Source organism: Marinospirillum celere (assembly GCF_900112235.1).
Taxonomy (GTDB): domain Bacteria; phylum Pseudomonadota; class Gammaproteobacteria; order Pseudomonadales; family Halomonadaceae; genus Marinospirillum; species Marinospirillum celere.
Map to the genome: position 1 here is coordinate 197,329 of NZ_FOLH01000004.1, position 21,960 is coordinate 219,288.

The following is a 21,960-nucleotide window of genomic DNA, read 5'->3' on the forward strand; positions in this document are numbered from 1 at the left end:
GATTAGACCTGAAACTTAGCAGAAATGAATGGAAGCTTAGAACGAAATAGTAACATAGTCTGCATAGCCAGCTTGTTTAGCATCTGTTATATATCAGGGTTCAGTGACAACCATTACAAAAATCTGAGCTGCAGAGACACCCTCTTTATTATGGATACACAGCAAGACCTACTGCAGGAGCGCTTAACGTCCTCCTATAGGGATGCCGATCTTTTTTATCGAATTTCCCTGCTTGCCGCGAGTCTGGCACTGCCTTTACTCTGGAGCACTCTTCCAGGTGGTTATTGGCTACCGGCTTGGTGGGCAGGCATGGCACTCCTGTTTGCTGGTGGAAAAACGCACTTTCTACTCCTCCAACAGCGACAAAATACCCATAAGCAGCATCTTGCCTGGCTGCGTTTGGGTGCACTCCTCATCGGTTTTTGGTGGGCGCTGCTGTTGGGCTGGTCTTTACCCCTGCTGCCATCCAAGCCTTTGATTATCAGTCTAGCTTTGGTGCTCTGGGCATCCACCCTGATCACAGCAACCAGCATCTATGCTCATTTTGTTAGTGTTAGCTTTCTTTTCGCCCTACCTGGCGTTGTCACTCTTCTCGCCTTTTCGGGTTTTCACCAACTGCTGCTCCCACCTTTGGTGATGGCACTGCCTCTACTTGCCCTGGCTTTTAATGCCTGGCAAACCCGAAAAACCTTGATTCAGCTGCAAGCGGGTAACCAGCAAATCCTCCAGCTCAATCAGGAACTCGAAAACCAGCACCTTTACCTGGAACAAGAAGTGATGAATAGAACCCAGGCGCTGCAGGAAGAAGTCAGTCGCCACGAAAAAACCAGCAAGGAACTAGAGCATCAACGCAAACGCATCAGCCAAGCAATTGAAGCCAGTCGCCTCGGCCTGTGGGATTGGGATCTGGACACCGACTCCATTTATCACTCTCATTTTGAAGAGATATTTGGCTATGCCGATGATGAAATCCCTCATTTCATGGGCCACCTGAAACCCCTGGTTCATCCTGATGATTACCCACAAATGCGGCGTACTTTGATTAGCGCACTGAAAGGACATAGCGAGCATTATCAGTGCCGTTTCCGCATTCGTCACAAATCAGGACAGTGGCGCTGGATAGAAGATCATGGTGAGGTTGTTGAACGCCATGAAACTACTGGCAAGGCACAACGAATGCTGGGCACCCGCCGGGATATTACTGAAGAGCAGGAAAAAGATGATTATCTGCAACTGGCTTGGCGCGCCTTTGAAGCTTCTGGTGAAGCCACCTATATTGTTGATTCAGATAGCCAGGTCATCTTTGTTAACCAAGCCTTTGTAGATATCACTGGCTACTCGCGTCAGGATGTTCTTGAACAAAGTTTTTGGGATCATCCCTGCTTTGCCGAATATACCCGCATTTACAAAGGCATTTCACGCAGCCTAAGGCATGAAGGGCGCTGGGAAGGCGAATTGACCCAAAAAAGGCGTACTGGAGAAACCTATCCACAATGGTTGCGAGTGATCCGCGTCACCAGCGGCTTTAAACAGGATGCCTACACCATAGGTATTTTCTCGGATCTGACCCACAAAAAAGAAGTTGAAGCCCGCCTTACCTATCTCGCCGAGTATGATGAACTCACTGGCCTAGCTAACCGTAATCAGTTCTATGACCGCCTGCATCAAAGACTGGCAGAAGCACGAATCACCGGGGATGAGCTGGCTTTGCTCATGTTTGATATTGATCGCTTCAAGGCCTATAACAACTCCCTAGGGCACCATGCGGGCGACCTGCTGCTGAAAAAGGTAGCTGAGCGTCTGACCGAATGCCTCACTGATGCTGAAATCCTGGCACGTACAGGCGGTAACGAATTTGCCGTTTTGTTAAGAGCCAATGAGCAGCAGGCCTTGCAGCAAGCTGAGGCCTTCCATGAAAAACTACATCTACCCTTTTATATTGATCAGCAGGAACTGCGCCTGACCCTAAGTGCCGGCTTAAGCTGCTACCCCGAGCATACCCATGAGTTACAAGTGCTCATTAATCAGGCGGATCAAGCCCGCTTGAGGGCCAAAGCAACCGGCGGTAACCGTCTACAGGTTTACAACGAAGACATTCGTCAAAGCAGTCTGGAACAGCTGCGTTTGGAACAGGATTTAAGACGTGCACTGGATGCCGGTCAAATCCAAGTGCATTTTCAACCCAAGCTGGATTTACACACTGGCCTGCTAAGCTGTGCTGAAGCCTTGGCCCGCTGGGAGCATCCGGAAGAAGGCCAGATCCCACCCTCTGTTTTTATTCCTTTGGCTGAGCGCACTGGCCTTATTGGCCAACTGGGCAAGCTGGTACTGCGCATTGCCTGTCAGCAGGCGGCCAGCTGGTATCAAGCGGGCTACAATATTCAAGTTGCAGTGAATATAGCGGCTCAGCAAGTTGAAAGCGGCCATCTGGTGGAAGAAGTCAGCCAGCTGCTGGATGAATTAGCCTTACCTGCCCGCTTGCTACAGTTGGAGCTTACCGAAAGTACCCTAATGGAAGATGCCGAGGCAGCCACCCTGGAAATGCAAAACCTGCGTGCACGCGGCATTTCTCTGGCTATCGATGACTTTGGCACCGGCTATTCATCACTTAGTTACCTGCAGCACTTTCCGCTGGATATTCTAAAAATCGACCGCAGCTTCCTGATGTCCGAGAATGCTCAAACCACCGAGGGCACACTAACACGAGCCATTATTGCCCTGGGCCATGGCCTCGGTATGCAGGTAGTTGCAGAAGGTGTGGAAGATGAAGATCAGCTAGTAGTTCTTAAAGAGCTAGGCTGCGACTATGCACAGGGGTTTGTAATCAGCAGGCCTCAGCCAGCTGAACTGCTGGAAGGCCTGTTTGCTGAACAGAAAAAAAAGCTCTAATCAACGCAGACGGTCAGGCAGCCTCAACCCTTGGAGGCTACGCTTGACGGCTTGCAGATGCTCAACCAGTTTGGGGCCGCGCATTTTGGCGACACCCACAGCCAAGACATCGATCACCACCAGGTGAACGATGCGTGAACTCATCGGTGTATAAATTTCCGTATCTTCAGGTACGTCCATATGCAGGGGCAGGGTTACCATCTCAGCCAGAGGTGATCCCGAAGGGCAAAGGCCAATCACACTAGCACCCGCCTCCTTGGCCAATTGAACACTTTGCATCAAAGCTTTGGTCCGCCCGGTCTGGGAAATTGCCACCACCACATCACCAGCCGTCAGCGTAACAGCCGACATATTCTGCATATGCGGGTCCGAGTAGGCTGCTGTCGACATCTGCAAGCGGAAAAACTTGTGCTGGGCATCAACGGCCACTGCGCCCGAGGCACCAAAGCCGTAAAACTCAACCCGGTTGGCATTGGTTAATAGCTGAATCGCTTCCTGCAGGCTAGGGGTGTTCAGTTTATCCCTGACCTGCAAGAGCACCCCAATCGTGGAATCAAAGATACTGCGTGAGAATTCAGCAACCGTGTCGCCATCATTCATTGAAAACTGGGTAAAGCTACTGTCAGTAGCCAATACCTGGGCCAGTCTTAGTTTGAAATCCTGAAAACCATCACAGCCCAAGGCCCGACAGAAGCGCACTACTGTTGGTTCGCTGACATGGGCTTCAGTCGCCAAATCCACAATTCGCATATGGATCACTTCATTGGGGTTCTTCAATACGTAGTTTCCGACCTTTTGCTCGGAACGACGAAAGGAATCCAGAGTTTTGCGCAGATGTTCCAGAATATTTATCACGGCACTTCGATCTTTAAAGGACTTTAATTTCCCTATTCTACCTGCCACTGGCCGTCAGCATGAACCCATTTTTACACCTTTGGTCAAAAAGAAGTCCAGGCATTGCAATCTTGGCGTAAAAAATGCTATGTAAATTACTAGGTGCTGCTTGTATCTGTTACCTGCATAGCTTCTGGGAGGAGGGTTCCATGAGTCATCATCCATCAGTCGACCAGGTTAAAGCCGACATCCTTAATGTCTTCAAAAGCATCAGCGAAGGAGAGACCCAAAAACAGCAGAGGATAGCTGCAGAGCGCCTGCGTAAGGCCCGGCAGTATATTGAGAACCTGCGTGAACAGAAAAGGTTACGCGAAGAGTTGAGCGATGGCTGGGATCTCGAGCTTCACTAAACGCCATTAATCACGAACAAAGGCAGGGAACTTCCCAGTCGCTTTAAAGTTTAATAAGCTGACTGTATTAATGATACTCAGAAGGAAACTGCCTTGACTGCTTTATCGCTGCGAACTCTATTGGTGCGCCACGGCCTACTATTGGTCTGCGCTGGTGCACTAACCATAGTTGCTCTTGCCTTTCTGTATGAGCAGCTGACCGGCATTCAGCCTTGCCCCCTCTGCTGGCTGCAACGCTGGATCTTTATTGGTTTTGCTGCTCTTAGTCTTCTGGCTTTAGTGTTAGGACGCCTTCCTGGATTACGCTGGCTGTTCATTGCAGCTTTTGCCCTCCTCACCCTAACAGGTATCGGTATTGCCCTTCGGCACCTCTATATCAAACTCAACCCCCAAAGTGTCAGCTGCGGTATGGATGTCGAAACCCTGCTGGACTTCTTTCCGCTACGTGAAGCCCTAACCCAGATGCTGGCAGGCAGTGCCGACTGTGCCCAGCAAGCAGACTTTCTGGGCTTACCACTACCTTCCTGGAGCCTCAGTGGCTACTTACTACTGGGCAGCTTGGCTATCCTCGCTCTCTGGGCCAACAAAAAACGTTAAAACAACCTCTTGAAAAAAACCTCCGCAACCACTATTTAATCCTTATAAAAACCAAGTGATTGCAGTTTCTTAATCAAGATCCCAAGTGGTTAAGGAGGTTGTTATGGACCTTGCAAAACTCAATCCCTGGAACTGGTTCAAACACGAAGAACCTCACCAGCAGGAAGCGGCTGTTCCGGTAAAGCGTGAAAACTATCCAGAAACCCAGCGCCCATCAGGGTTTCCTGAAGATTTTTTCCAGCTCCACCGGGAAATGGACCGCCTCTTTGCGGAAACTTTTAAAAATCTGGGTTGGCCAACAAGAAGCTTAGGGCTTAAACCTGAAGCTTCACTGTCTTTTAGCCCCAAACTGGATGTAGCCAGTGCGGACAAGGAGTACACCATCACTCTGGAAGCACCTGGCCTGGAAGAAAAGGATATTCAGCTGGATTTGCAGGAGCGGACCTTGTTTATCCGCGGAGAAAAACGGCAGGAAAAAGAAGAGCAAGACAAGCACTTCTACCGGATGGAGCGTAGCTATGGTCAATTTCAACGCGTGCTGGAAATTCCCACCGATGTTGAGCTGGATGGGATTAAGGCAAAAATGAACAAGGGGCTCTTAACCCTTACTCTACCACGCCAAACCAAGAGCGAATCAACACATCAGAGACGCATTGAAATTCAGCCCTAAACGCAAGAAGGCGGCTTAAGCCGCCTTCTTTTTGTCTGTCCTTTGCCTTACAGATTGGCAAAGAAGACCACAATAACACCGACAGGGGCCAGGTAACGAACGATCAAATTCCAAAGGCTGAAATCATAAACATCCAGGCCCAACTCCTTACGAACTGCTTCTTTATCCAAACGCCACGCCAAGAAGACGATGACACCCAGACCTGTTAGCGGCAAGAAGAATTTGCTGGTTAAAGTATCCAGGAGATCAAAAACATTCAGACCCAGAATCAAGAAATCACCCAGCACATTAAATGATAAGAGCGCCAGAACACCCAGGGCCCAGGCAGCACAGCCTGCAACAAGGGTTGAACCAACGCGGCCCCAGGGGGTTCTTTCTTCAACAAACTCGACTACTGGTTCCAGCAGGGAAATCGCTGAAGTAATCGCAGCAAAGGTTAAAAGAACAAAGAAAGCCAGACCCACGAGCCAGCCAGCGGTGATATTACCAAAGGCAACCGGCAGGGTGACAAAAATCAGTCCCGGACCTTCACCCAGATTCAGGCCTTCTGCAAAAACGATGGGGAAGATCGCCAGGCCTGCTGCCAAAGCAATCACGGTATCCATGATCACGACAGTACGGGCCGATTGCAGCAGATTCACATCTTCACCCAGATAGGAGCCATAAGCCATCATGATCCCCATGCCCAAAGACAGGGTGAAGAAGGCATGACCCAAAGCAGCCAGAATAATGCCACCATCAACCTGGCTCCACTCAGGCTTGAACATAAACTCCAGCGCCTGACCAAAACCACCGGTGGTCATGCCATAGATAACCAAAAGCAGTAGCAGTACACCCAGAGCAGGCATCAACAGGGTGGCGGCTTTTTCCAGACCACCAGTTACACCGCGAGCAACAATTCCTATCGTCAACAACATAAACAGGCTGTGCCAAAAAATAAGGGTAACAGGGCTAGCCAGCAAGCCTGTAAAGAGGGCACCTATGCCATCGGCATCTTGGCCAGCAAAGCTACCTATTAAGGCGTCTTTGATATAAGCCAGTGACCAGCCACCGATGACACTATAAAACGATAAAATCAGAAAGGCGCCCAGCACACCACCCAGACCGACCAACACCCACAGCTTGCTGCTACCACTGACCGCAGCCATTTCCTGCATGGTGTTAATTGGGTTCTTTTGGCCACGGCGACCCAGGAGCCATTCACTCACCAGGATGGGCAGACCGATCAGAAAAATACACGCCAGATAGATGAAGACAAAAGCAGCACCGCCGCTATCGCCAACCATATAAGGAAACTTCCAGATATTACCCAGACCAACGGCTGAACCCGTTGCGGCCAGGACAAAACCCATACGCGATGACCACTGCGCATGCCCTTGTTTTGCTGTAGACATAGACACCTCATGTACCCCGCTATTTTGTTGTTTAAAGGCTGCCAGACTCCAGTCACCAACCAGCAGACAATAATCAGCAAAACCTTCCGCTTCCCTGGGGTAACAGGAAACAGAAATGTCAGGCAGGATCACTGCTGCTAACAGGGGCGGTGCCAGAAGATAACCCAGCGCGCTAACCTTTTCCTGGATAAGGATGACTCATCCATACATGCGTTTGAAAAGGCTGATATAGGCATTTTCCCAGAAATCTGCGTTCAGGTCACCTTCAATAAGCCTTTTTCAGCGACTTCCCGGCGTCTGCTCTGGTAAACTTGAGTGTATTCCTGTTGTTATTTATTGGAGCCAGCACATCATGACGCAACCCTCTTCCCTGTCTTCCGGTGGACGTTTCAGCGAACCGACAGACGCTTTTGTTGAAGCCTTTACAGCCTCGGTCAGCTTTGACCAACGCCTTTATCGCCAAGATATTCAGGGCTCCATCGCCCATGCCAGCATGCTCGCCGAAGTGGGTGTACTCAGCAGCGATGAAAGGGATGCCATCATCCAGGGCTTAACGGAAATCCGTGAAGAGATCGAAAAGGGTCACTTCACCTGGTCCGTTAGCCAGGAAGATGTCCATATGAACATCGAAGCCGCCCTAACCGCAAAAATCGGCATCACGGGCAAAAAGCTACATACCGGTCGTTCACGGAATGACCAGGTGGCGACAGATATTCGCCTCTACCTGCGTGATGAAATTGATGTCATCGCTGCAGAGCTGACTCGCCTGCAACAGGGCCTGATTGATCTGGCCAGCCGTGAAGCCGACACCATCATGCCGGGTTTCACTCACCTGCAGACCGCTCAGCCGGTGACTTTTGGCCATCATCTGTTGGCCTGGAATGAAATGCTTCAGCGCGACTATGAACGCCTTATGGATACGCGTAAGCGGGTCAACCTTTCACCCTTGGGCGCTGCCGCCCTGGCCGGGACCACCTATCCAATTGATCGGGCGATGACAGCCCGCCTTTTGGGTTTTGAGCGACCTACTGAAAACTCCCTGGACTCAGTGTCCGACCGCGATTTTGCCATCGAGTTTTGCAGCTTTGCCAGCCTCTTGCTGATGCATTTGTCACGCATGAGCGAAGAGCTGATTCTCTGGACCAGCGCCCAATTCAATTTTATTGACCTGCCGGATCGCTTTTGCACTGGCAGCTCAATCATGCCGCAGAAGAAGAACCCCGATGTCCCGGAGCTAGTTCGTGGCAAAAGTGGCCGGGTTTATGGTCATCTGATGAGCCTTTTAACGCTGATGAAATCTCAGCCGCTGGCCTACAACAAAGACAATCAGGAAGACAAGGAACCCTTGTTTGACACCCTAGATACGGTCCAAGGCTGTCTGCGCGCTTTTGCCGATATGGTTCCCGCTCTGGAGCCCAAGCGAGAAGCCATGCGCGAAGCAGCAAGACGCGGCTTTGCAACAGCAACCGACCTGGCCGACTATCTGGTTCGCAAAGGCCTGCCTTTCCGGGATGCTCATGAAGTGGTTGGTCAATCCGTTGCCTATGGTGTTGCTGAAGGCAAGGATCTGTCAGAAATGTCCCTGGGTGAGTTGCAGCAGTTCTCTGCAAGCATTAGCGAAGATGTCTTTGAAGTATTGACTCTGGAAGGCTCAGTTGCAGCCCGCGATCACCTGGGTGGCACTGCCCCCGGACAGGTACGTGCAGCAGCCGAGCGTGCCCGCCTGCATTTGCAATCAAGAGGTTAAGCCATGTCACTGATCTCCAAGCCTTTGGCTATCCTGTTTTTTTGCCTGCTGTTAATAGGCTGCGGGCAGAAAGGTGATCTCTATCTGCCAGAAACCTCACAAGTATTCACTGCCACCTTATCTAGAGGTTAAACGCCATGGACTTTTTCAACTATCACAATAACCAGCTGTTTGCCGAAGAAGTCAATATCAAGACACTGGCGGATGAGCTAGGCACGCCCCTCTATGTTTATTCCCGAGCCACTTTGGAAAGGCACTTCAAGGCCTATGCTGACCCCCTGGCCGACCAGCCTCACCTGATTTGCTATGCCGTTAAAGCCAACTCCAACCTGGCCGTTCTGGATGTACTGGCTCGTCTGGGAGCAGGCTTTGATATCGTTTCAGTGGGTGAACTGGAAAGAGTGTTGGCTGCTGGTGGCGAACCTGACCGCATTGTCTTTTCTGGAGTCGGCAAGCAAGCCCACGAGATACGTCGTGCTCTGGAAGTAGGCATCAAGTGCTTTAACGTAGAATCGATTCCAGAACTAGAGCGAATTGAACGCATTGCTGAAGAAATGGCTGTCAAAGCACCCATTTCCTTACGCGTCAATCCGGATGTTGACCCCAAAACCCACCCCTACATCTCAACAGGCTTGAAAGCCAACAAGTTTGGTATCGGTTTTGAGCTGGCTCGGGAGGTTTATCGCCAAGCAGCCGCCATGCAGCATTTGGACGTTGTTGGCGTTGACTGCCACATAGGTTCTCAGATCACCCAAATTGATCCCTTCTTGGATGCTCTGGATCGTTTGCTGGTACTGGTTGATCAGCTCGCTGAAGATGGCATCCAACTGCAGCACCTGGATTTAGGCGGTGGCCTGGGTGTGCGCTACAGCGATGAAACCCCGCCCTTGCCTTCGGCTTATGTCAGGGCCTTGCGTGAACGCCTGGCTGACCGCAGCTATGAACTCATTTTTGAGCCGGGTCGGGCCATAGCCGCTAATGCTGGCATCCTGGTAACACGGGTCGAGTATCTGAAAGCAGGCCAGGACAAGCATTTTGCCATCGTTGATGCAGCAATGAATGACCTGCTGCGGCCTGCCCTCTATGATGCCTGGCAGGAAATTATTCCCGTGACACCCCATCCCGAAAATCACCCCAGTAGAGTTTGGGATATAGTCGGCCCGGTTTGTGAAACTGGCGATTTTCTGGGTAAAGACCGTCAACTGGCATTAGAGCCCGGCGATCTTCTGGCCGTGCGCTCAGCCGGTGCCTATGGTTTTGCCATGGCGTCCAACTACAACAGTCGTAATCGCCCAGCTGAAGTGATGGTGGATGGCAGCCAGTGGCATCTGGTCCGTCAGCGCGAAAGCTACGAACAACAGATGGCAGGGGAATTCACCCTGCCCAGTCAGTGAGGTAGGCATGCTGCTTCATTTCACCAAAATGCATGGCCTGGGCAACGATTTCATGATGGTCGACCTGATCAGTCAAAAAGCCCGGATGCGACCTGAGCAAATCCGTCGCCTAGCTGACCGCCATTTTGGCATTGGCTTTGATCAACTGCTCACTGTCGAAGCGCCGACTACGCCTGAGGCTGATTTTCGTTACCGTATCTACAATGCAGACGGCACCGAAGTGGAAAACTGTGGCAATGGTGCCCGCTGCTTTGCTGTTTTTGTTCGTGACCGCAAGCTGACCAGCAAGCATTTGATCAAGGTGGAAACAGCTGGCGGCCCTCTCTCGCTGCATGTCCATGATGACGGCCAGGTCACCGTGAATATGGGCATTCCCCAGCTAACCCCGGAAGCCATTCCCTTTTTGGCGCCCGCAAGGGCAACCAGCTATCCACTGGATCTCAACGGACAAACCCTGCAGCTAGGTGTGCTTTCCATGGGTAATCCCCATGCTGTACTAAGAGTGAACAGGGTGGATACTGCTGAGGTTGAACGCCTTGGCCCCCTTTTGGAAACCCACCCGCGCTTTCCCAACAAGGCCAATATTGGTTTTTTGCAAGTTGACAGCAGAACCCAAGGTCGCCTGCGGGTTTTTGAACGGGGAGTGGGTGAAACCCTGGCCTGTGGAACAGGTGCCTGTGCAGCCATGGTCAGTGGCTGTTTACAAGGCTGGTTTGATTCAGCCGTTGAACTGCAGTTGCTCGGTGGCTACTTGCACCTGGAATGGCAGGGTGAAGGTCACCCTGTGATGATGACCGGACCGGCAAAAAAGGTTTTTGAAGGACAGATTTATCTATGATTGATGCAGATGAAGTGACTGACTGGTTGCAAAACAACCCGGATTTTTTTCATGGACGTGAACAGCTTCTATGCCAAATGCAACTCAACCACCCGTGCGGCGATGCTGAATCCCTACTGAGCTATCAATTGCAACTCCTGCGCGGACAGGTTAAGGAGCAGGAAGACCGTTACCAGGAGCTGCTGGCCAATGCCCGTGAGAACGAAAAGCGGCTCAGACGGGTTGAACGTCTTTTAGTTTGCCTGCTGGAAACAGAAACGGCTGAAGAGCTGGTCAGTGTTTTGGCAGAAAGGTTGCAAAATGATTTTGGCTTGCCCTATCTCAAGTTCTGGAGCTACACCAACCTCAACAGCCTGCCAAGAGCCGATGAAGAGATCCAGAAAAAACAACGCCAGCTTCTGGGTAAGCAGCAAGCCTGCTGTCTGAGTCTTCAAGAAGAAAATTTGCAAGTCCTGGGTCTGGAAGACAGCCAGGCACGCTCAGCAGCCCTCTGCCTGCTCAGCCATACCCGGCCCCTAGGCTTAATGGTGCTGGCGCACCCTGATCCTCTGCATTTTCGTTATCATCAGGATACGCTCTTTGTTGAATATCTGGGCAGCGTAGTCAGCCGTCTACTCTCTAAAGATCGTCGGCAGTTTGCTGCTCGTCAGGCTTAACTGGCGGCCAGGCCAACCAGGTATCTAGTTTTTTCCAAGCCTCACCACAACCCTCTCCTTTCAAGGATGAAAAGAGCTGGACACTAAAATCACCCTGCATTTCCTTTAACTCCTGGCGGACAGCCAACAGCTGATTCTTGGCCGGACCCCGCTTGAGTTTATCAGCCTTGGTCAAAAGCACATGGACAGGCAGGTCACGGCTTGCTGCCACTTCCAGCAGCTGGCAGTCAAAGTCCGTCAACGGATGACGGGCATCCATCAGCATCACCATACCTATCAAGCACTTGCGCTCGCTAATATAGGCCCCCAAGTGCTTACCCCATTCACGACGCATGGCTTCAGGCACCTTGGCATAGCCGTAACCCGGCAAATCCACCAAACGCCTCTGTTCATCCAAGGTAAAAAAATTAATCAGCTGGGTTCGACCCGGTGTTTTACTGGTTCTGGCAAGGCGAGGGCTGGTGAGACAATTTAACGCACTGGATTTGCCAGCATTGGAGCGTCCGACAAAAGCTATCTCCAAACCCTCGTCATCCGGGCATTCACGCAGGGTTGGCGCACTAATCAAAAAGCTGGCCTGGGCGAAATGCGCGGGCTGAGCGGCAGGTTTAGCCTTCTTTTCCGGTTCATAAACAATTTTTTGCTGCGTTTTTTTCTTACGGGCTTGGCGCATGAATAACCCCTGGCGGGCAAATTAAACAGAAGGGATAAGGCGAGTAGCATTCCAGTTAGCCCTAGGCTTAGCTATAATGCGTTTTACTTTATACGGTGATAGTTTATCACTGGACGTCCGTAGGTGCTAAGTTCACCAGTGTGCTGGAGTCTTTTGCCAGCCATCGGGCGGCAGCCGCTTTCCAAAGACTAGCAAATGATGAGACTGGACGAACGATGAAAAAACTACTTTTTGGCTTGACCCTGGTAATCAGCACTGCTGGTTTCGTTCACGCTGGCGATCCTGCAGCAGGCGAACAAAAAGCACAAGTCTGTGCAGCCTGTCACGGTGGCAATGGCATCAGCACAGTGGGCCAGTGGCCTAACCTTGCTGGTCAAGGTGAGCGCTACCTGACGAAACAAACCATCGATATTCGTGATGGCCGCCGCAATGTACCTGAAATGACCGGCATAGTGGACAACCTGAGCGACCAGGATATCCGCGACATTTCGGCTTTTTATGCCCGCAAGTCCGCTAACATCGGCCAGGCCAATGAAGAACTGGCAATGCGTGGTCGCGACCTTTACCGTGCCGGCGACCTTGCCAAGGGTATTCCAGCCTGCGCAGCCTGCCATGCACCCAATGGTGCTGGTAACGCTCCCGCTGCTTTCCCTGCAGTTTCAGGCCAGCACACCACCTATGCCATCAACCAGCTTAAGGCTTTCCGCAGCGGTGAGCGGGACAATGATCCCAACTCGATGATGCGGATTATTGCTGAAAAAATGAGTGATAGTGAAATAGAAGCCGTTGCTGAATACATGTACGGCTTGCATGGAACCAATCGCTAAGTCCAAGGATCATAAAAGGGGCTTAATGGCCCCTTTTTTTATTAATGGAGAAGAATAAAATGTTCCTGTTTCGAGCCCTGTTACTGAGTTTGATTGCCATTCTTTCCTCGAATGCAATCGCCGAGGGTTACACCACCCTCAATGAGCGCGTCAGGCCTCAGGTGGGTGGTGATAAAATAGAAGTGACCTCCATCTTTTCCTATACCTGCCCTTTTTGCTATCAACTTGAGCCCCAAATTGAAATCTGGGCTTTAGACTTAGCAGAAGATGTTGAGCTGGTTCACCTGCCCGCATCCTTCAATGCCCAATGGGAACACCTGGCTCGTGGCTATTACATTATGGAAGCTCTGGATTTAACAGAGCAGGCTCACATGGCACTATTTGATAAAATTCATCAGGATAGAGCCAATATGGGTAGCCAAAGAGCGTTGCGCAACTTTTTTGCCGATTTTGGCGTAGATGGTGATGAAGTAGACAGCCTCTACTCCAGTTTTGGAATAGAAAGCCAAATCCGTCAAGACAAGTCACGTTTGCGCAGCTACCGGGTAACCGGCGTACCTGCACTGATCGTTGACGGCCAATATGTCATTGATGGCAATTCTGCAGGCAGCTTGGAAAATATGCTTCGGGTTGCAGATGAGCGAATTGAAAGCGTTAGAAACAGTCGCTAAGCTTTTATGGGCCTGGATACAGGCCCAACAGCCTATCCCTAATAAACCCAATGCTAAAAAATGACAAGAGTTACAGGTTGAAACGGACAAAAACCTTGCCAGCCACTATTATGGCTACATCTACCTTCACCAGGACACAGTGGCCTTAACTGTGAACACCTCAGACGACTTATATGGACAAGAGCAACCCGGCAGGGGCGCTCAACAGAGTGAATCCCTGACTTCGCGGCAAAAAACAGCCGAAGAAGAGGTCAAGGAGAGCCGTGCTGCTCGTGAAAGGGAGCGCCTGCAATGGGAAGAAGAAGAGCGTCAGCGTAAAATTGAAGAGCGTGAAAAAGCCGAACAGGAGCGCCTGGAAGCTGAAAGACGCGGTCTCTATGCTGAGTTGGAAGGCATGGATTATGACCTTCTCTCACTGATTGAATACCCTACAGATCATGAAATCTTTGCCGCCAAGCGGGCTCGAACCCTGTGGTTCGTTGCTTTAGGTTCTGCTTTGTTTCTTTTTTTAGCGAGTTTACTAAGTTTGACCAGCCCCTGGGTAGGGGGAATCGCAGGCGGTATCGCCTTTGTTCTCTGGTTAACCCACGGTGCGGGCATGATGTCCTACTTTCCCTCTCTTAATCGCTATCCTGCCCTGGTGACCCAGCGTAAGAAACTTAAGCGTGAACTTATCGAGTATATTCGCAATATTGAAGGACGCCTCGGTTATATTCACCGCATCTACCCACTGGTTGAATACAATCCACGTCTGGGTGCCCGACGCTTCAAACGCCTTGCCCTTATGTCCAGAGAGCACACCCTCCTGGCTAACCTGCGTACCCTTCAGGATACCAAAACCTACTACGAATTCATGGTTGAAGCCCTTAAAGGCTATCAAGAGCTTTTACAAAAAGAAAAAGAAGATGCTTTTGTTGAATCCATGGACTTCAATCCCGATCAACTGGAAGAAAACGCCCAGGAGCACGAAGCTGCCGAACAACAAGCTGATACTTCAAAAAGCTCCGAAAGCAAAAAACCGGAAGCACCTGATCCCAGCCTGTTTACGCCTAAGGAATAAACTAGGCCTAGCCGTAAAAGCCTGCTAAGCTTGTACAACATATCTGTACACTAACGATGCGCACGTGACACCATGATCCCAAGATTGATCCCCACAACTCTGCTGTGTTGTTTGCTTTTGCTGGCTTTTCCACTGCTTGCCAAAGTTGAAATTGAAGGGGTTTATTTTGATCGCCAAGTGGATACAGAACCCCGCCTGGAACTCCAGGGCTATGGCCTGCTTCGTTACCGCCTAATCATTAAAGCCTATGTCGCTGCCTACTACCAAAGTGAGCTGGATGCTCCTCTAACAGATATGAACGTTAGCCGTAAGCTGGAAATCGAATATTTTCACGCTATCAAAGCTGAAGACTTTGCGCGTGTCACTCGGGATGGCGTGAAGCAAAACACAGATTCAGTAACCTATGCCGCAATTGAGGAAAACCTGGAAGAATTTCTGGCCCTCTACCAAAGCGTAGAACCGGGTGATCGCTATGCGCTGACCTGGTTACCAGAGACAGGGATCAGCCTGCTTCTTAATGGTGAGTCCCTGGGCAGCTTTGACAATGCCCAGCTGGCGCAGGCCCTTTTTGCCATCTGGATAGGTGATAACCCGGGCGATCGCCGTCTTAAAAATGCGCTTTTAGGGCAAAGTTAGTCACTCAATACTGGCACATGGTTTTAAAGGGGCTTCAAACCCACTTTGACGATGACATCCCCTTCAACCTTAACAACTACCCAATGAATGCCGTGCCAATCCATCTGGTCACCCACAACCGGGTGACCACCAAAACGCCGGGTTAGGAACTCACCCAGAGAAAGCTCGGCTTGATCAGCACTAATAGTCAGACCATAAAGCTCAGCCACATCTTTAAGTGGGGCACTACCATCAAGAGTAAAGTCCCCAAAAAAGCTTCTGGCCTTCTCCTTTTTCGGTGCCGGTTCTTCATTAAACATTTTATTAAACACGGGCAAATCCGTATCCCGACCAATAATGCACAGCAAATCCTTATACTGCAGCCGGGTGCTCCCTGAAGGGTGGATCAGCTGCTTATCACGAAAGAGTGCACCTATGCGCGCCCCGGATGGGAAACGTAGGCGACGCAGCTCAACGCCATCCAGGGTTTCGCTTTTAACCGTATAAACAAAGACTTCGTAATCATCTTCTGGGAAAATTCCTAACTGACTTCGCCTCTTAGGAGCAAACTCGGGGGGTACTTCTACTTTTAGTTTTTTCGCGGCCCAGGGCAGAGTTGCGCCTTGCAGTAGCAGTGAAATCAAAACCACATGAAAGGCAATATTAAAATAAAGGCCCGCATTTTCAGCCCCGGCAATCACCGGGAAGATGGCTAAAACAATAGGCACAGCACCGCGCAGACCTACCCAGGAAATAAAGGCCAGTTCGCGGATATTGAATTTGAAAAATGGGAACAAGCAAACCAACACAGCCAAGGGCCTGGCAATAAAAATCAGGCCGATTGCCAGTAAGGTTGCCGGCAAAGCAATAGCCAGCATTTCATGCGGAGTTACTAGCAAGCCCAGAATCAGGAAAAGACCTATTTGGCTTAACCAAGCCAAACCATCATGGACGGGCAGGATATGTTGCAATTGAGGGCTACGACTGTTGCCCAACATCAGACCGGCCAGGTAAATGGCCAAAAAGCCACTGCCACCCAAGAGATTGGTCGCTGCAAAAAGCCCCAAACCGGCACCCGTGACTAATAAAGGATAGAGGCCCGTCGGCAGGCTAACCGACTTCAAGATACGGGCAAACACCCAGCCTGCGGCCAAGCCCAAGGGCAAACCCAAACCAAACTGCTTGATAAATAAGATAGCAGCAGAAGTCAGGTCAGCTGCATCCTGCGTAATCAAGGTAATCAGGGTAATGGTCAGGAAGATAGCCATAGGGTCGTTGGTACCCGACTCTATCTCCAGGGTTGCACTCACCCGCTCATTGAGATGCACCCCCTTACCGCCCAGCATTGAGAAAACCGCTGCCGCATCGGTTGATCCAACGATGGCACCCACCAGTAACCCTTGTAGAAGGGTTAAGTCAAACAGCCACATTGCCAAAAGGCCGGTTAGACTGCTAGTCACCACCACGCCCAGAGTTGCCAGGGACACTGCTGGACGCAAGCCTACCCGGAAGGTCTTCATCCGAGTGCGCATCCCACCATCCAACAGAATAATCGCCAGGGCCAAATGGCCGATCACATAAGCAACTTCAAAATCCTGAAAGTTCAGGCCTCCCAGGCCATCTTCTCCGGCCAGCATCCCTATGCCCAGGAAAACAAAAAGCAAAGGCATGCCAACCCTGGCTGAAATAACACTAGCCAGGATGCTTAGGCACAGTAGTGCTGAGGCAATCAGAAAAATTGAATTTAGGTTATCCACAGGGGCAAGTCATCAGATGGTCAGGGTACTCTTATTGTGGCACAAAAGTACCCTGATAAAGCAGTCAATGCAGATCTTTGCAACCAAGAGTTAAACCACAAGTGTTGGACACTTGGCGCGGCTGGCTACTCGCTGAGAGACACTCCCCATAAAGTAGCCTTCCACATCACCATTAGTGCCGCGTGAGCCCATAACGATCAAATCCACATCTTTGGATTTGGCAAATTTAACGATGGTTTTTGAAGGGCGGCCACCTTTAACAAAAGCCCGCACCTTTTTTGAACCTAACTCCTTGGCTCGGTTTTTAGCATGTTCAGCAACCTCGGTCGCATATTCTTTAAGGGCATCATCAGGAATCTGAACATTATCGGGCCGCACCATCGACAGGGAGGCTTCAAAAAGGCTGTGATGCTTATAAACACACAGCAACAAGAGTTCAGCCCCGGTTAATTTCTGCAGTTCTACCGCTTTTTCCAGAGCACCCAAAGCGCCCTCAGATCCATCCACGGGCACTAAAATATTTTTGAACATGCCAACCTCCTGTCACTTAATATAGGCCAGGTCACGCAGGAATAAGGCGATCTGCGGGAACATAATAATTAAGGCTGCGGCCAGTACCAGCATGAATACAAAGGGTGGAGTTCCCTTGATGACTTCCCAGTAGGGACGTTTGAAAATCGCTATCGCCGTAAAGATGTCACAACCAAAGGGTGGTGTCGCTGAACCGATTGCCACCATCAAAGTAATAAGGACACCAACCAACACAGGGTCCAAACCAGTTGACGCAATTGCTGGAGCAAAAATCGGGGTTAGCACCAGAATAACCACAATGGGGTCAACAAACATACAGGCAATAAAGAAGGCTACAGCTATGGCAATGAGTACCCCGGTCGGGCCAGCCTCATTGATACCCAAACCACCCAGCACTGCCTGGGGAATTTGCGCAAAAGAGATAATCCAGGAAAAGCCATTACCGACGGCCACCAAAATAAAGACCACGGCAGTAATTAGGCCAGTGGATTTGGCAATTCTGTAGATGTCCGGCAATTTCAACGAACGAAAAACAATAAACTCAAGAATCACCGCATAGAGCACACAAACGGCTGCTGCTTCAGTCGGACTGAAGATACCGCCGTAAATACCACCAACAATAATCACAGGGAAACCCAGGGGCCAAACCGCCTGCTGGATAGAGACAGCTCTTTCTTTCCAGCTGGATTTGGGTTCAGTAGGAACCTTTTTAATGTAGGCGTAGGCGACACAGTATAGAGAAAACATGAATAGAATCAGCAGACCAGGGCCTATACCTGCGATAAACAACTCACCAATCGAAGTGCCGGAAATAACCCCGTAAATAATCATCCCGATACTGGGCGGAATCAAAAAGGCAATGTCACTGGAGTTGATGATCAAAGCCAGAGTAAAAGGGTCTTTATAACCGGCTTTCAGCATTCTGGGACGCAATGGTGAACCCACAGCCACCACTGTTGCTTGAGTGGAGCCGGAAACCGCTCCAAACAGCGTACAGGAAGCAGCGGTACTCACCGCCAAACCGCCTTTTATATGGCCAATAAAAGCCATAACCATATTGATTAAACGGCTAGCTGACTGCCCCCGCGTCATAATATCCGCTGCCAGAATGAACATGGGCACGGCGATAAGGGCCGCAGGGCGTATACCGCCCATCATCTGCTGAATAAAGGTATTCACTTGGCCAAAGCCATCAAACATCATATAGAAGCCAACCAAAGCGCCTATGGTTAGCGGAATCATCATTGGAAAGCCCAGCATCAACAGGCCAACCATAACGGCAAACATTATCCAGGCCATAGTTTATACCTCGGTTTCCGTGTCTTCATAGCCGTCCAGCACATGGGTGGACAGATAAACATCTTTGGAGACAAAGTTCTTAATCCCCGTCATAAAATACTGGATCGCTGTGACAGTCAGGCCTATAGGTACCCAGAGGTAAATCATGTAGATGGGAAAACCCAGTGTGGGCAGTACCCGTCCGGTCTTGTACATGCTTAGGATATAGCCAACCGCAAACCAGGCCAGAAAGAGCATGACCGCACAGGTGAAAAAGGCAATGAAAATCATCAGGTAGCGACGCACTTCAACGGGAAAAGCATCATAAAGCGCAGACATCCGGATATGGCGCCCATGGCGGGCCGCATAGCCGATACCGGCAAAGGTAATCATAATGATCAGGATACGATTCACTTCTTCAGCAAAGTGAAGACTTTCACCAAAGACAAAGCGTCCCACCACATTGGCAATCGTATTCACAGCCATCAGTAATACACCCAAAGCCAAGATAACGGCTTCAACGCGACTAATACCTGTATCGATAGTGCCGAGAATACCGGGTAAAGATGACTCAGTGTGAGTCGGCAGGTCATCCTTCATGATGCATCTCCTGTAGCAAGGGCCGTCCCTGGCCCAAATTGTTATGCTGGTTTATTCACCAGTAACCGCTTCCAGGTCAGCTTTAAACTGCTCCAGCAGCTCAGCACCACGATCACCAGTCATTTCAATGAAGCGCTCTTCAACTTGCGGAGCACGCTCTCTAAAGCGCTGAATCTGCTCTTCATTCAGACGGGTAACTGTGACTTCATCGCTGGATTCCAGAATTTTTTCCAGCATGTCTTCGCCAAGGCCAGGTACATAGTTAATGATGTACTCATAGGCATGGGCAGTAGCATCTTGGACCAGTTGCTGATCTTCAGCAGACAGCCCCTGGTAGAACTCCTGGTTTGCCATCATCGCCGTAGTGAACCAACCGTGGCCGGTAAAGATCAGGTTAGGCGAAACTTCATAAAGGCCACCGGATTGAATCCAGAAAATGGGATTTTCCTGACCCTGGATGATGTTGGTTTGCAGACCACCATAAACTTCACCCCAGGGCAAAGGCGTGGGCGTAGCACCAAAGGCACGGTAGGTTTCTGACAACAAGGGGTTGGTCATCACACGGATGTTCTTGCCACGGAAATCTTCAGGCCGGGTCACTGGCTCATCAGCAGTAACGACCATTTCCCCTTCAGGGTACATGCTCAGAAGTTCCAGGCCTTGCTCAGCATAGAGCTCAGGGAACATTTCATGAATCGCACGACTGGTGTTGAAGAACTCAACAACGGTTTCTTCATCAGTCGGCAGCAGGTAGGGCACAAAAAAGATTTGCGCTTCAGGAATCAAGGAGCCAGTAAAACCGGGAGACTGGTTAACGAATTGCAGGATGCCAGCCTGGGTTTGCTCCATAATATCATCCGACTCACCCAGCTCACCAAAGCGGAAAACCTGTACAGTGTGATCAGAATTCTCTTCAACATATTCTTTGAATTTATAGGCAAACACATCCTGAACATCGCCTTCAAACTCTTCGTGGGCATAGCGCCAATTCTGGCCAGAGGGAGCAGCTGCCGCAGTTTCAGCATCATCCGAGTCACTGCCACAAGCGACCAGGGAGGCCACTAGGACACCGGCGACCGCCGTGCCCAGCACTTTTTTCAACATCATTGCTGTTATCCTCGTTCTAGGTTTGACCGGGCTAAATTTCCCGGCCCGGGGTTCTACACACTTTTTGCAGTTATTTCAGAATGGCAAAGGAAATTATAGATATCAAGGCCTTTGATTATTTTTTATTATGCTAATAATTACATGTGTGTTGAATTCAAAGAGGCGTTTTGATGAAAGCTTTGCTGCAGCGCGTTAAATATGCGAGGGTCCTTGTAGAACAAGAAGTTGTTGGTGAAATAGGCCCCGGCCTGCTGGTTTTTCTCGGTGTGGATAAAGAAGACGATGAAAAAACAGCAGAAAAATTACTGGATAAAGTCCTTTCCTATCGCGTCTTCGGTGATGATCAGGATAAAATGAATCTTAGCCTAAAGGACACTCAGGGTGGACTCCTGGTGGTATCCCAATTCACTCTGTCAGCCAATACGCAAAAGGGATTAAGACCCAGCTTTTCTTCAGCGGCCAGTCCGCAGCAGGGCGAATTTCTCTACAACCACTTTTTGAAACAGGCGCATCAGCATCAAGGAAAGGTGGCCAGTGGTCAGTTTGCTGCCAATATGCAGGTCGAACTCACCAACGACGGCCCCGTAACCTTCTGGCTTGAAGTGTCCAGTTGAATCTTGAGGAGACAACATCTTGAGTGAAGCCAAGCGCAAACCCGTTGCTCTGGTTACCGGTGGGGCCCAGGGTATCGGACGTGCCATCACGGGCGCCCTCTTGCAGCAGGGATGGCAGGTTATGATTGCTGACATTGATGGTGAAGCAGGTACAGAGTGCACGCATCTGTTTGACACTATCGGCAAGCTTGCCTTTCAAGTGGTTGATGTTGCTCAAGAAGATCAGGTTCGTAAGCTCATGCAGGTGACCGAAGAAGAGCTGGGCCCGATTTCGCTACTAATCAACAATGCCGGGCTGGCCAATCCTTTTACTGGCGCTTTGGAAGACCTGGATTTGTCGACCTGGCAGCGCTATTTGGATGTCAATCTGACGGGTACTTTTTTGTGCAGCAAGCATGCGGCCACTCAGCTACGCTCAACCCGCGGCAGCATTATTAACCTGGCATCCACCCGAGCGCTTCAGTCCGAACCCGATACCGAAGCCTACTCAGCCAGTAAGGGGGGTGTTTTGGCTTTGACCCACTCTTTGGCAATGAGTCTGGGGCCTGATGTTCGTGTTAATTCCATCAGCCCTGGCTGGATCGAAGTGGGTGACTGGCAAAAGACCAGCTCTCGCTACCAACCCTTTCATTCACATGAAGACCACGAACAACACCCTGTCGGGCGGATCGGCAAACCGGATGATGTCGCCGGACTGGTGCTCTGGCTGGCCTCAGACTTGGCCGGCTTTGTGACCGGCCAGAACTTTGTTGTTGATGGTGGAATGAGCCGTAAAATGGTTTATCAGGCCGACTGAGC

Annotated in this window: 22 protein-coding genes and 1 pseudogene; 15 read left to right on the forward strand and 8 right to left on the reverse strand. The window is 50.4% G+C overall.

Annotated features, from left to right (window positions below):
* Nucleotides 1-150: 150 nt before the first annotated feature.
* Nucleotides 151-2,889: a putative bifunctional diguanylate cyclase/phosphodiesterase gene (locus tag BM185_RS10530; protein ID WP_177203532.1), complete on the forward strand. Its 2,739-nt coding sequence runs from the start codon at nucleotides 151-153 to the stop codon at nucleotides 2,887-2,889.
* Here BM185_RS10530 and hexR read toward each other — a convergent pair whose 3' ends face one another.
* Nucleotides 2,890-3,744: a transcriptional regulator HexR gene (hexR, locus tag BM185_RS10535; RefSeq protein WP_091963249.1), complete on the reverse strand. Its 855-nt coding sequence runs from the start codon at nucleotides 3,742-3,744 to the stop codon at nucleotides 2,890-2,892. It abuts the gene before it with no gap.
* 188 nt (nucleotides 3,745-3,932) lie between these two features.
* Here hexR and BM185_RS10540 point away from each other — a divergent pair, with 188 nt between their 5' ends.
* The 3 genes from BM185_RS10540 (at nucleotide 3,933) to BM185_RS10550 (ending at nucleotide 5,400) form a co-directional block, all read left to right on the forward strand.
* Nucleotides 3,933-4,133 (forward strand): PA3496 family putative envelope integrity protein, encoded by a 201-nt coding sequence (locus BM185_RS10540; protein WP_091963252.1) that lies wholly within the window; start codon nucleotides 3,933-3,935, stop codon nucleotides 4,131-4,133.
* Between the two features lie 93 nt (nucleotides 4,134-4,226).
* Nucleotides 4,227-4,730 carry a disulfide bond formation protein B gene (locus BM185_RS10545; protein ID WP_177203533.1) on the forward strand — a complete coding sequence of 168 codons (504 nt, stop codon included), beginning with the start codon at nucleotides 4,227-4,229 and terminating at the stop codon, nucleotides 4,728-4,730.
* Between the two features lie 103 nt (nucleotides 4,731-4,833).
* Nucleotides 4,834-5,400, forward strand: coding sequence for an Hsp20/alpha crystallin family protein (locus BM185_RS10550; RefSeq protein ID WP_091963257.1), 567 nt, complete (start codon nucleotides 4,834-4,836; stop codon nucleotides 5,398-5,400).
* A 47-nt stretch (nucleotides 5,401-5,447) separates the two neighbouring features.
* Here BM185_RS10550 and BM185_RS10555 read toward each other — a convergent pair whose 3' ends face one another.
* Nucleotides 5,448-6,794, reverse strand: coding sequence for a sodium-dependent transporter (locus BM185_RS10555; protein WP_245751749.1), 1,347 nt, complete (start codon nucleotides 6,792-6,794; stop codon nucleotides 5,448-5,450).
* A 352-nt stretch (nucleotides 6,795-7,146) separates the two neighbouring features.
* Between BM185_RS10555 and argH the strand changes: the two genes are divergently transcribed.
* The 5 genes and pseudogenes from argH to BM185_RS10580 all read left to right on the forward strand — a co-directional run bounded on the left by argH (nucleotide 7,147) and on the right by BM185_RS10580 (nucleotide 11,429).
* Nucleotides 7,147-8,541 carry an argininosuccinate lyase gene (argH, locus tag BM185_RS10560; RefSeq protein ID WP_091963259.1) on the forward strand — a complete coding sequence of 465 codons (1,395 nt, stop codon included), beginning with the start codon at nucleotides 7,147-7,149 and terminating at the stop codon, nucleotides 8,539-8,541.
* A 3-nt stretch (nucleotides 8,542-8,544) separates the two neighbouring features.
* A pseudogene (gene lptM / locus BM185_RS10565) lies at nucleotides 8,545-8,634 on the forward strand (LPS translocon maturation chaperone LptM); the annotation flags it as partial.
* Between the two features lie 44 nt (nucleotides 8,635-8,678).
* Entirely contained in the window at nucleotides 8,679-9,935 is a 1,257-nt protein-coding gene (lysA, locus tag BM185_RS10570) for a diaminopimelate decarboxylase (RefSeq protein WP_091963265.1), read from the forward strand.
* A 7-nt stretch (nucleotides 9,936-9,942) separates the two neighbouring features.
* The gene (gene dapF / locus BM185_RS10575; protein ID WP_091963267.1) at nucleotides 9,943-10,773 is read left to right on the forward strand and encodes a diaminopimelate epimerase; all 831 of its coding nucleotides are present in this window, start codon (nucleotides 9,943-9,945) and stop codon (nucleotides 10,771-10,773) included.
* The gene (locus tag BM185_RS10580) at nucleotides 10,770-11,429 is read left to right on the forward strand and encodes a DUF484 family protein (RefSeq protein ID WP_091963270.1); all 660 of its coding nucleotides are present in this window, start codon (nucleotides 10,770-10,772) and stop codon (nucleotides 11,427-11,429) included. Before dapF ends, BM185_RS10580 begins: the two co-directional genes overlap by 4 nt.
* On the opposite strand, the gene yihA is transcribed toward BM185_RS10580, so the two are convergent.
* Nucleotides 11,392-12,102 carry a ribosome biogenesis GTP-binding protein YihA/YsxC gene (gene yihA, locus BM185_RS10585; RefSeq protein ID WP_091963272.1) on the reverse strand — a complete coding sequence of 237 codons (711 nt, stop codon included), beginning with the start codon at nucleotides 12,100-12,102 and terminating at the stop codon, nucleotides 11,392-11,394. The genes BM185_RS10580 and yihA overlap by 38 nt on opposite strands.
* A gap of 215 nt (nucleotides 12,103-12,317) precedes the next feature.
* On the opposite strand from yihA, the gene BM185_RS10590 reads away from it, so the two are divergent.
* The 4 genes from BM185_RS10590 (at nucleotide 12,318) to BM185_RS10605 (ending at nucleotide 15,296) form a co-directional block, all read left to right on the forward strand.
* Nucleotides 12,318-12,929, forward strand: a complete 612-nt coding sequence (locus tag BM185_RS10590) for a c-type cytochrome (RefSeq protein WP_091963275.1) — start codon at nucleotides 12,318-12,320, stop codon at nucleotides 12,927-12,929.
* 59 nt (nucleotides 12,930-12,988) lie between these two features.
* On the forward strand, nucleotides 12,989-13,600 hold the full coding sequence (locus BM185_RS10595; RefSeq protein ID WP_177203534.1) for a thiol:disulfide interchange protein DsbA/DsbL: 612 nt from the start codon (nucleotides 12,989-12,991) through the stop codon (nucleotides 13,598-13,600).
* A gap of 151 nt (nucleotides 13,601-13,751) precedes the next feature.
* The gene (locus tag BM185_RS10600) at nucleotides 13,752-14,660 is read left to right on the forward strand and encodes a hypothetical protein (protein WP_143089512.1); all 909 of its coding nucleotides are present in this window, start codon (nucleotides 13,752-13,754) and stop codon (nucleotides 14,658-14,660) included.
* A 72-nt stretch (nucleotides 14,661-14,732) separates the two neighbouring features.
* Nucleotides 14,733-15,296 carry a chalcone isomerase family protein gene (locus tag BM185_RS10605; RefSeq protein WP_091963284.1) on the forward strand — a complete coding sequence of 188 codons (564 nt, stop codon included), beginning with the start codon at nucleotides 14,733-14,735 and terminating at the stop codon, nucleotides 15,294-15,296.
* A 23-nt stretch (nucleotides 15,297-15,319) separates the two neighbouring features.
* Here the strand turns inward: BM185_RS10605 and BM185_RS10610 are convergent, their stop codons facing one another.
* From BM185_RS10610 to BM185_RS10630, 5 genes are all read right to left on the reverse strand, one after another.
* The gene (locus tag BM185_RS10610; protein ID WP_091963286.1) at nucleotides 15,320-17,032 is read right to left on the reverse strand and encodes a potassium/proton antiporter; all 1,713 of its coding nucleotides are present in this window, start codon (nucleotides 17,030-17,032) and stop codon (nucleotides 15,320-15,322) included.
* A 90-nt stretch (nucleotides 17,033-17,122) separates the two neighbouring features.
* Complete coding sequence (locus BM185_RS10615) at nucleotides 17,123-17,563, reverse strand: universal stress protein (protein ID WP_091963290.1); 441 nt, start codon at nucleotides 17,561-17,563, stop codon at nucleotides 17,123-17,125.
* 12 nt (nucleotides 17,564-17,575) lie between these two features.
* Nucleotides 17,576-18,862, reverse strand: coding sequence for a TRAP transporter large permease (locus BM185_RS10620; protein ID WP_091963293.1), 1,287 nt, complete (start codon nucleotides 18,860-18,862; stop codon nucleotides 17,576-17,578).
* Between the two features lie 3 nt (nucleotides 18,863-18,865).
* Nucleotides 18,866-19,441, reverse strand: coding sequence for a TRAP transporter small permease (locus BM185_RS10625; protein WP_091963296.1), 576 nt, complete (start codon nucleotides 19,439-19,441; stop codon nucleotides 18,866-18,868).
* A 51-nt stretch (nucleotides 19,442-19,492) separates the two neighbouring features.
* Nucleotides 19,493-20,548, reverse strand: coding sequence for a TRAP transporter substrate-binding protein (locus tag BM185_RS10630; RefSeq protein WP_091963299.1), 1,056 nt, complete (start codon nucleotides 20,546-20,548; stop codon nucleotides 19,493-19,495).
* A gap of 170 nt (nucleotides 20,549-20,718) precedes the next feature.
* Between BM185_RS10630 and dtd the strand changes: the two genes are divergently transcribed.
* Nucleotides 20,719-21,162 (forward strand): D-aminoacyl-tRNA deacylase, encoded by a 444-nt coding sequence (gene dtd / locus BM185_RS10635; RefSeq protein ID WP_091963301.1) that lies wholly within the window; start codon nucleotides 20,719-20,721, stop codon nucleotides 21,160-21,162.
* A gap of 19 nt (nucleotides 21,163-21,181) precedes the next feature.
* Entirely contained in the window at nucleotides 21,182-21,958 is a 777-nt protein-coding gene (locus BM185_RS10640) for an SDR family oxidoreductase (protein WP_091963304.1), read from the forward strand.
* The last annotated feature ends 2 nt before the right edge of the window (nucleotides 21,959-21,960 follow it).

Bases quoted from the DNA above. Each gene is read 5' to 3' on its own strand.
- BM185_RS10615 (WP_091963290.1), bottom strand. From the start codon at position 17,563: ATGTTCAAAAATATTTTAGTGCCCGTGGATGGATCTGAGGGCGCTTTG.
- BM185_RS10630 (WP_091963299.1), bottom strand. From the start codon at position 20,548: ATGATGTTGAAAAAAGTGCTGGGCACGGCGGTCGCCGGTGTCCTAGTG.
- yihA (WP_091963272.1), bottom strand. From the start codon at position 12,102: ATGCGCCAAGCCCGTAAGAAAAAAACGCAGCAAAAAATTGTTTATGAA.
- BM185_RS10555 (WP_245751749.1), bottom strand. From the start codon at position 6,794: ATGTCTACAGCAAAACAAGGGCATGCGCAGTGGTCATCGCGTATGGGT.
- lysA (WP_091963265.1), top strand. From the start codon at position 8,679: ATGGACTTTTTCAACTATCACAATAACCAGCTGTTTGCCGAAGAAGTC.
- BM185_RS10625 (WP_091963296.1), bottom strand. From the start codon at position 19,441: ATGAAGGATGACCTGCCGACTCACACTGAGTCATCTTTACCCGGTATT.
- dapF (WP_091963267.1), top strand. From the start codon at position 9,943: ATGCTGCTTCATTTCACCAAAATGCATGGCCTGGGCAACGATTTCATG.
- BM185_RS10605 (WP_091963284.1), top strand. From the start codon at position 14,733: ATGATCCCAAGATTGATCCCCACAACTCTGCTGTGTTGTTTGCTTTTG.
- BM185_RS10530 (WP_177203532.1), top strand. From the start codon at position 151: ATGGATACACAGCAAGACCTACTGCAGGAGCGCTTAACGTCCTCCTAT.
- BM185_RS10540 (WP_091963252.1), top strand. From the start codon at position 3,933: ATGAGTCATCATCCATCAGTCGACCAGGTTAAAGCCGACATCCTTAAT.
- BM185_RS10590 (WP_091963275.1), top strand. From the start codon at position 12,318: ATGAAAAAACTACTTTTTGGCTTGACCCTGGTAATCAGCACTGCTGGT.
- BM185_RS10580 (WP_091963270.1), top strand. From the start codon at position 10,770: ATGATTGATGCAGATGAAGTGACTGACTGGTTGCAAAACAACCCGGAT.
- BM185_RS10550 (WP_091963257.1), top strand. From the start codon at position 4,834: ATGGACCTTGCAAAACTCAATCCCTGGAACTGGTTCAAACACGAAGAA.
- BM185_RS10595 (WP_177203534.1), top strand. From the start codon at position 12,989: ATGTTCCTGTTTCGAGCCCTGTTACTGAGTTTGATTGCCATTCTTTCC.
- BM185_RS10620 (WP_091963293.1), bottom strand. From the start codon at position 18,862: ATGGCCTGGATAATGTTTGCCGTTATGGTTGGCCTGTTGATGCTGGGC.
- dtd (WP_091963301.1), top strand. From the start codon at position 20,719: ATGAAAGCTTTGCTGCAGCGCGTTAAATATGCGAGGGTCCTTGTAGAA.
- argH (WP_091963259.1), top strand. From the start codon at position 7,147: ATGACGCAACCCTCTTCCCTGTCTTCCGGTGGACGTTTCAGCGAACCG.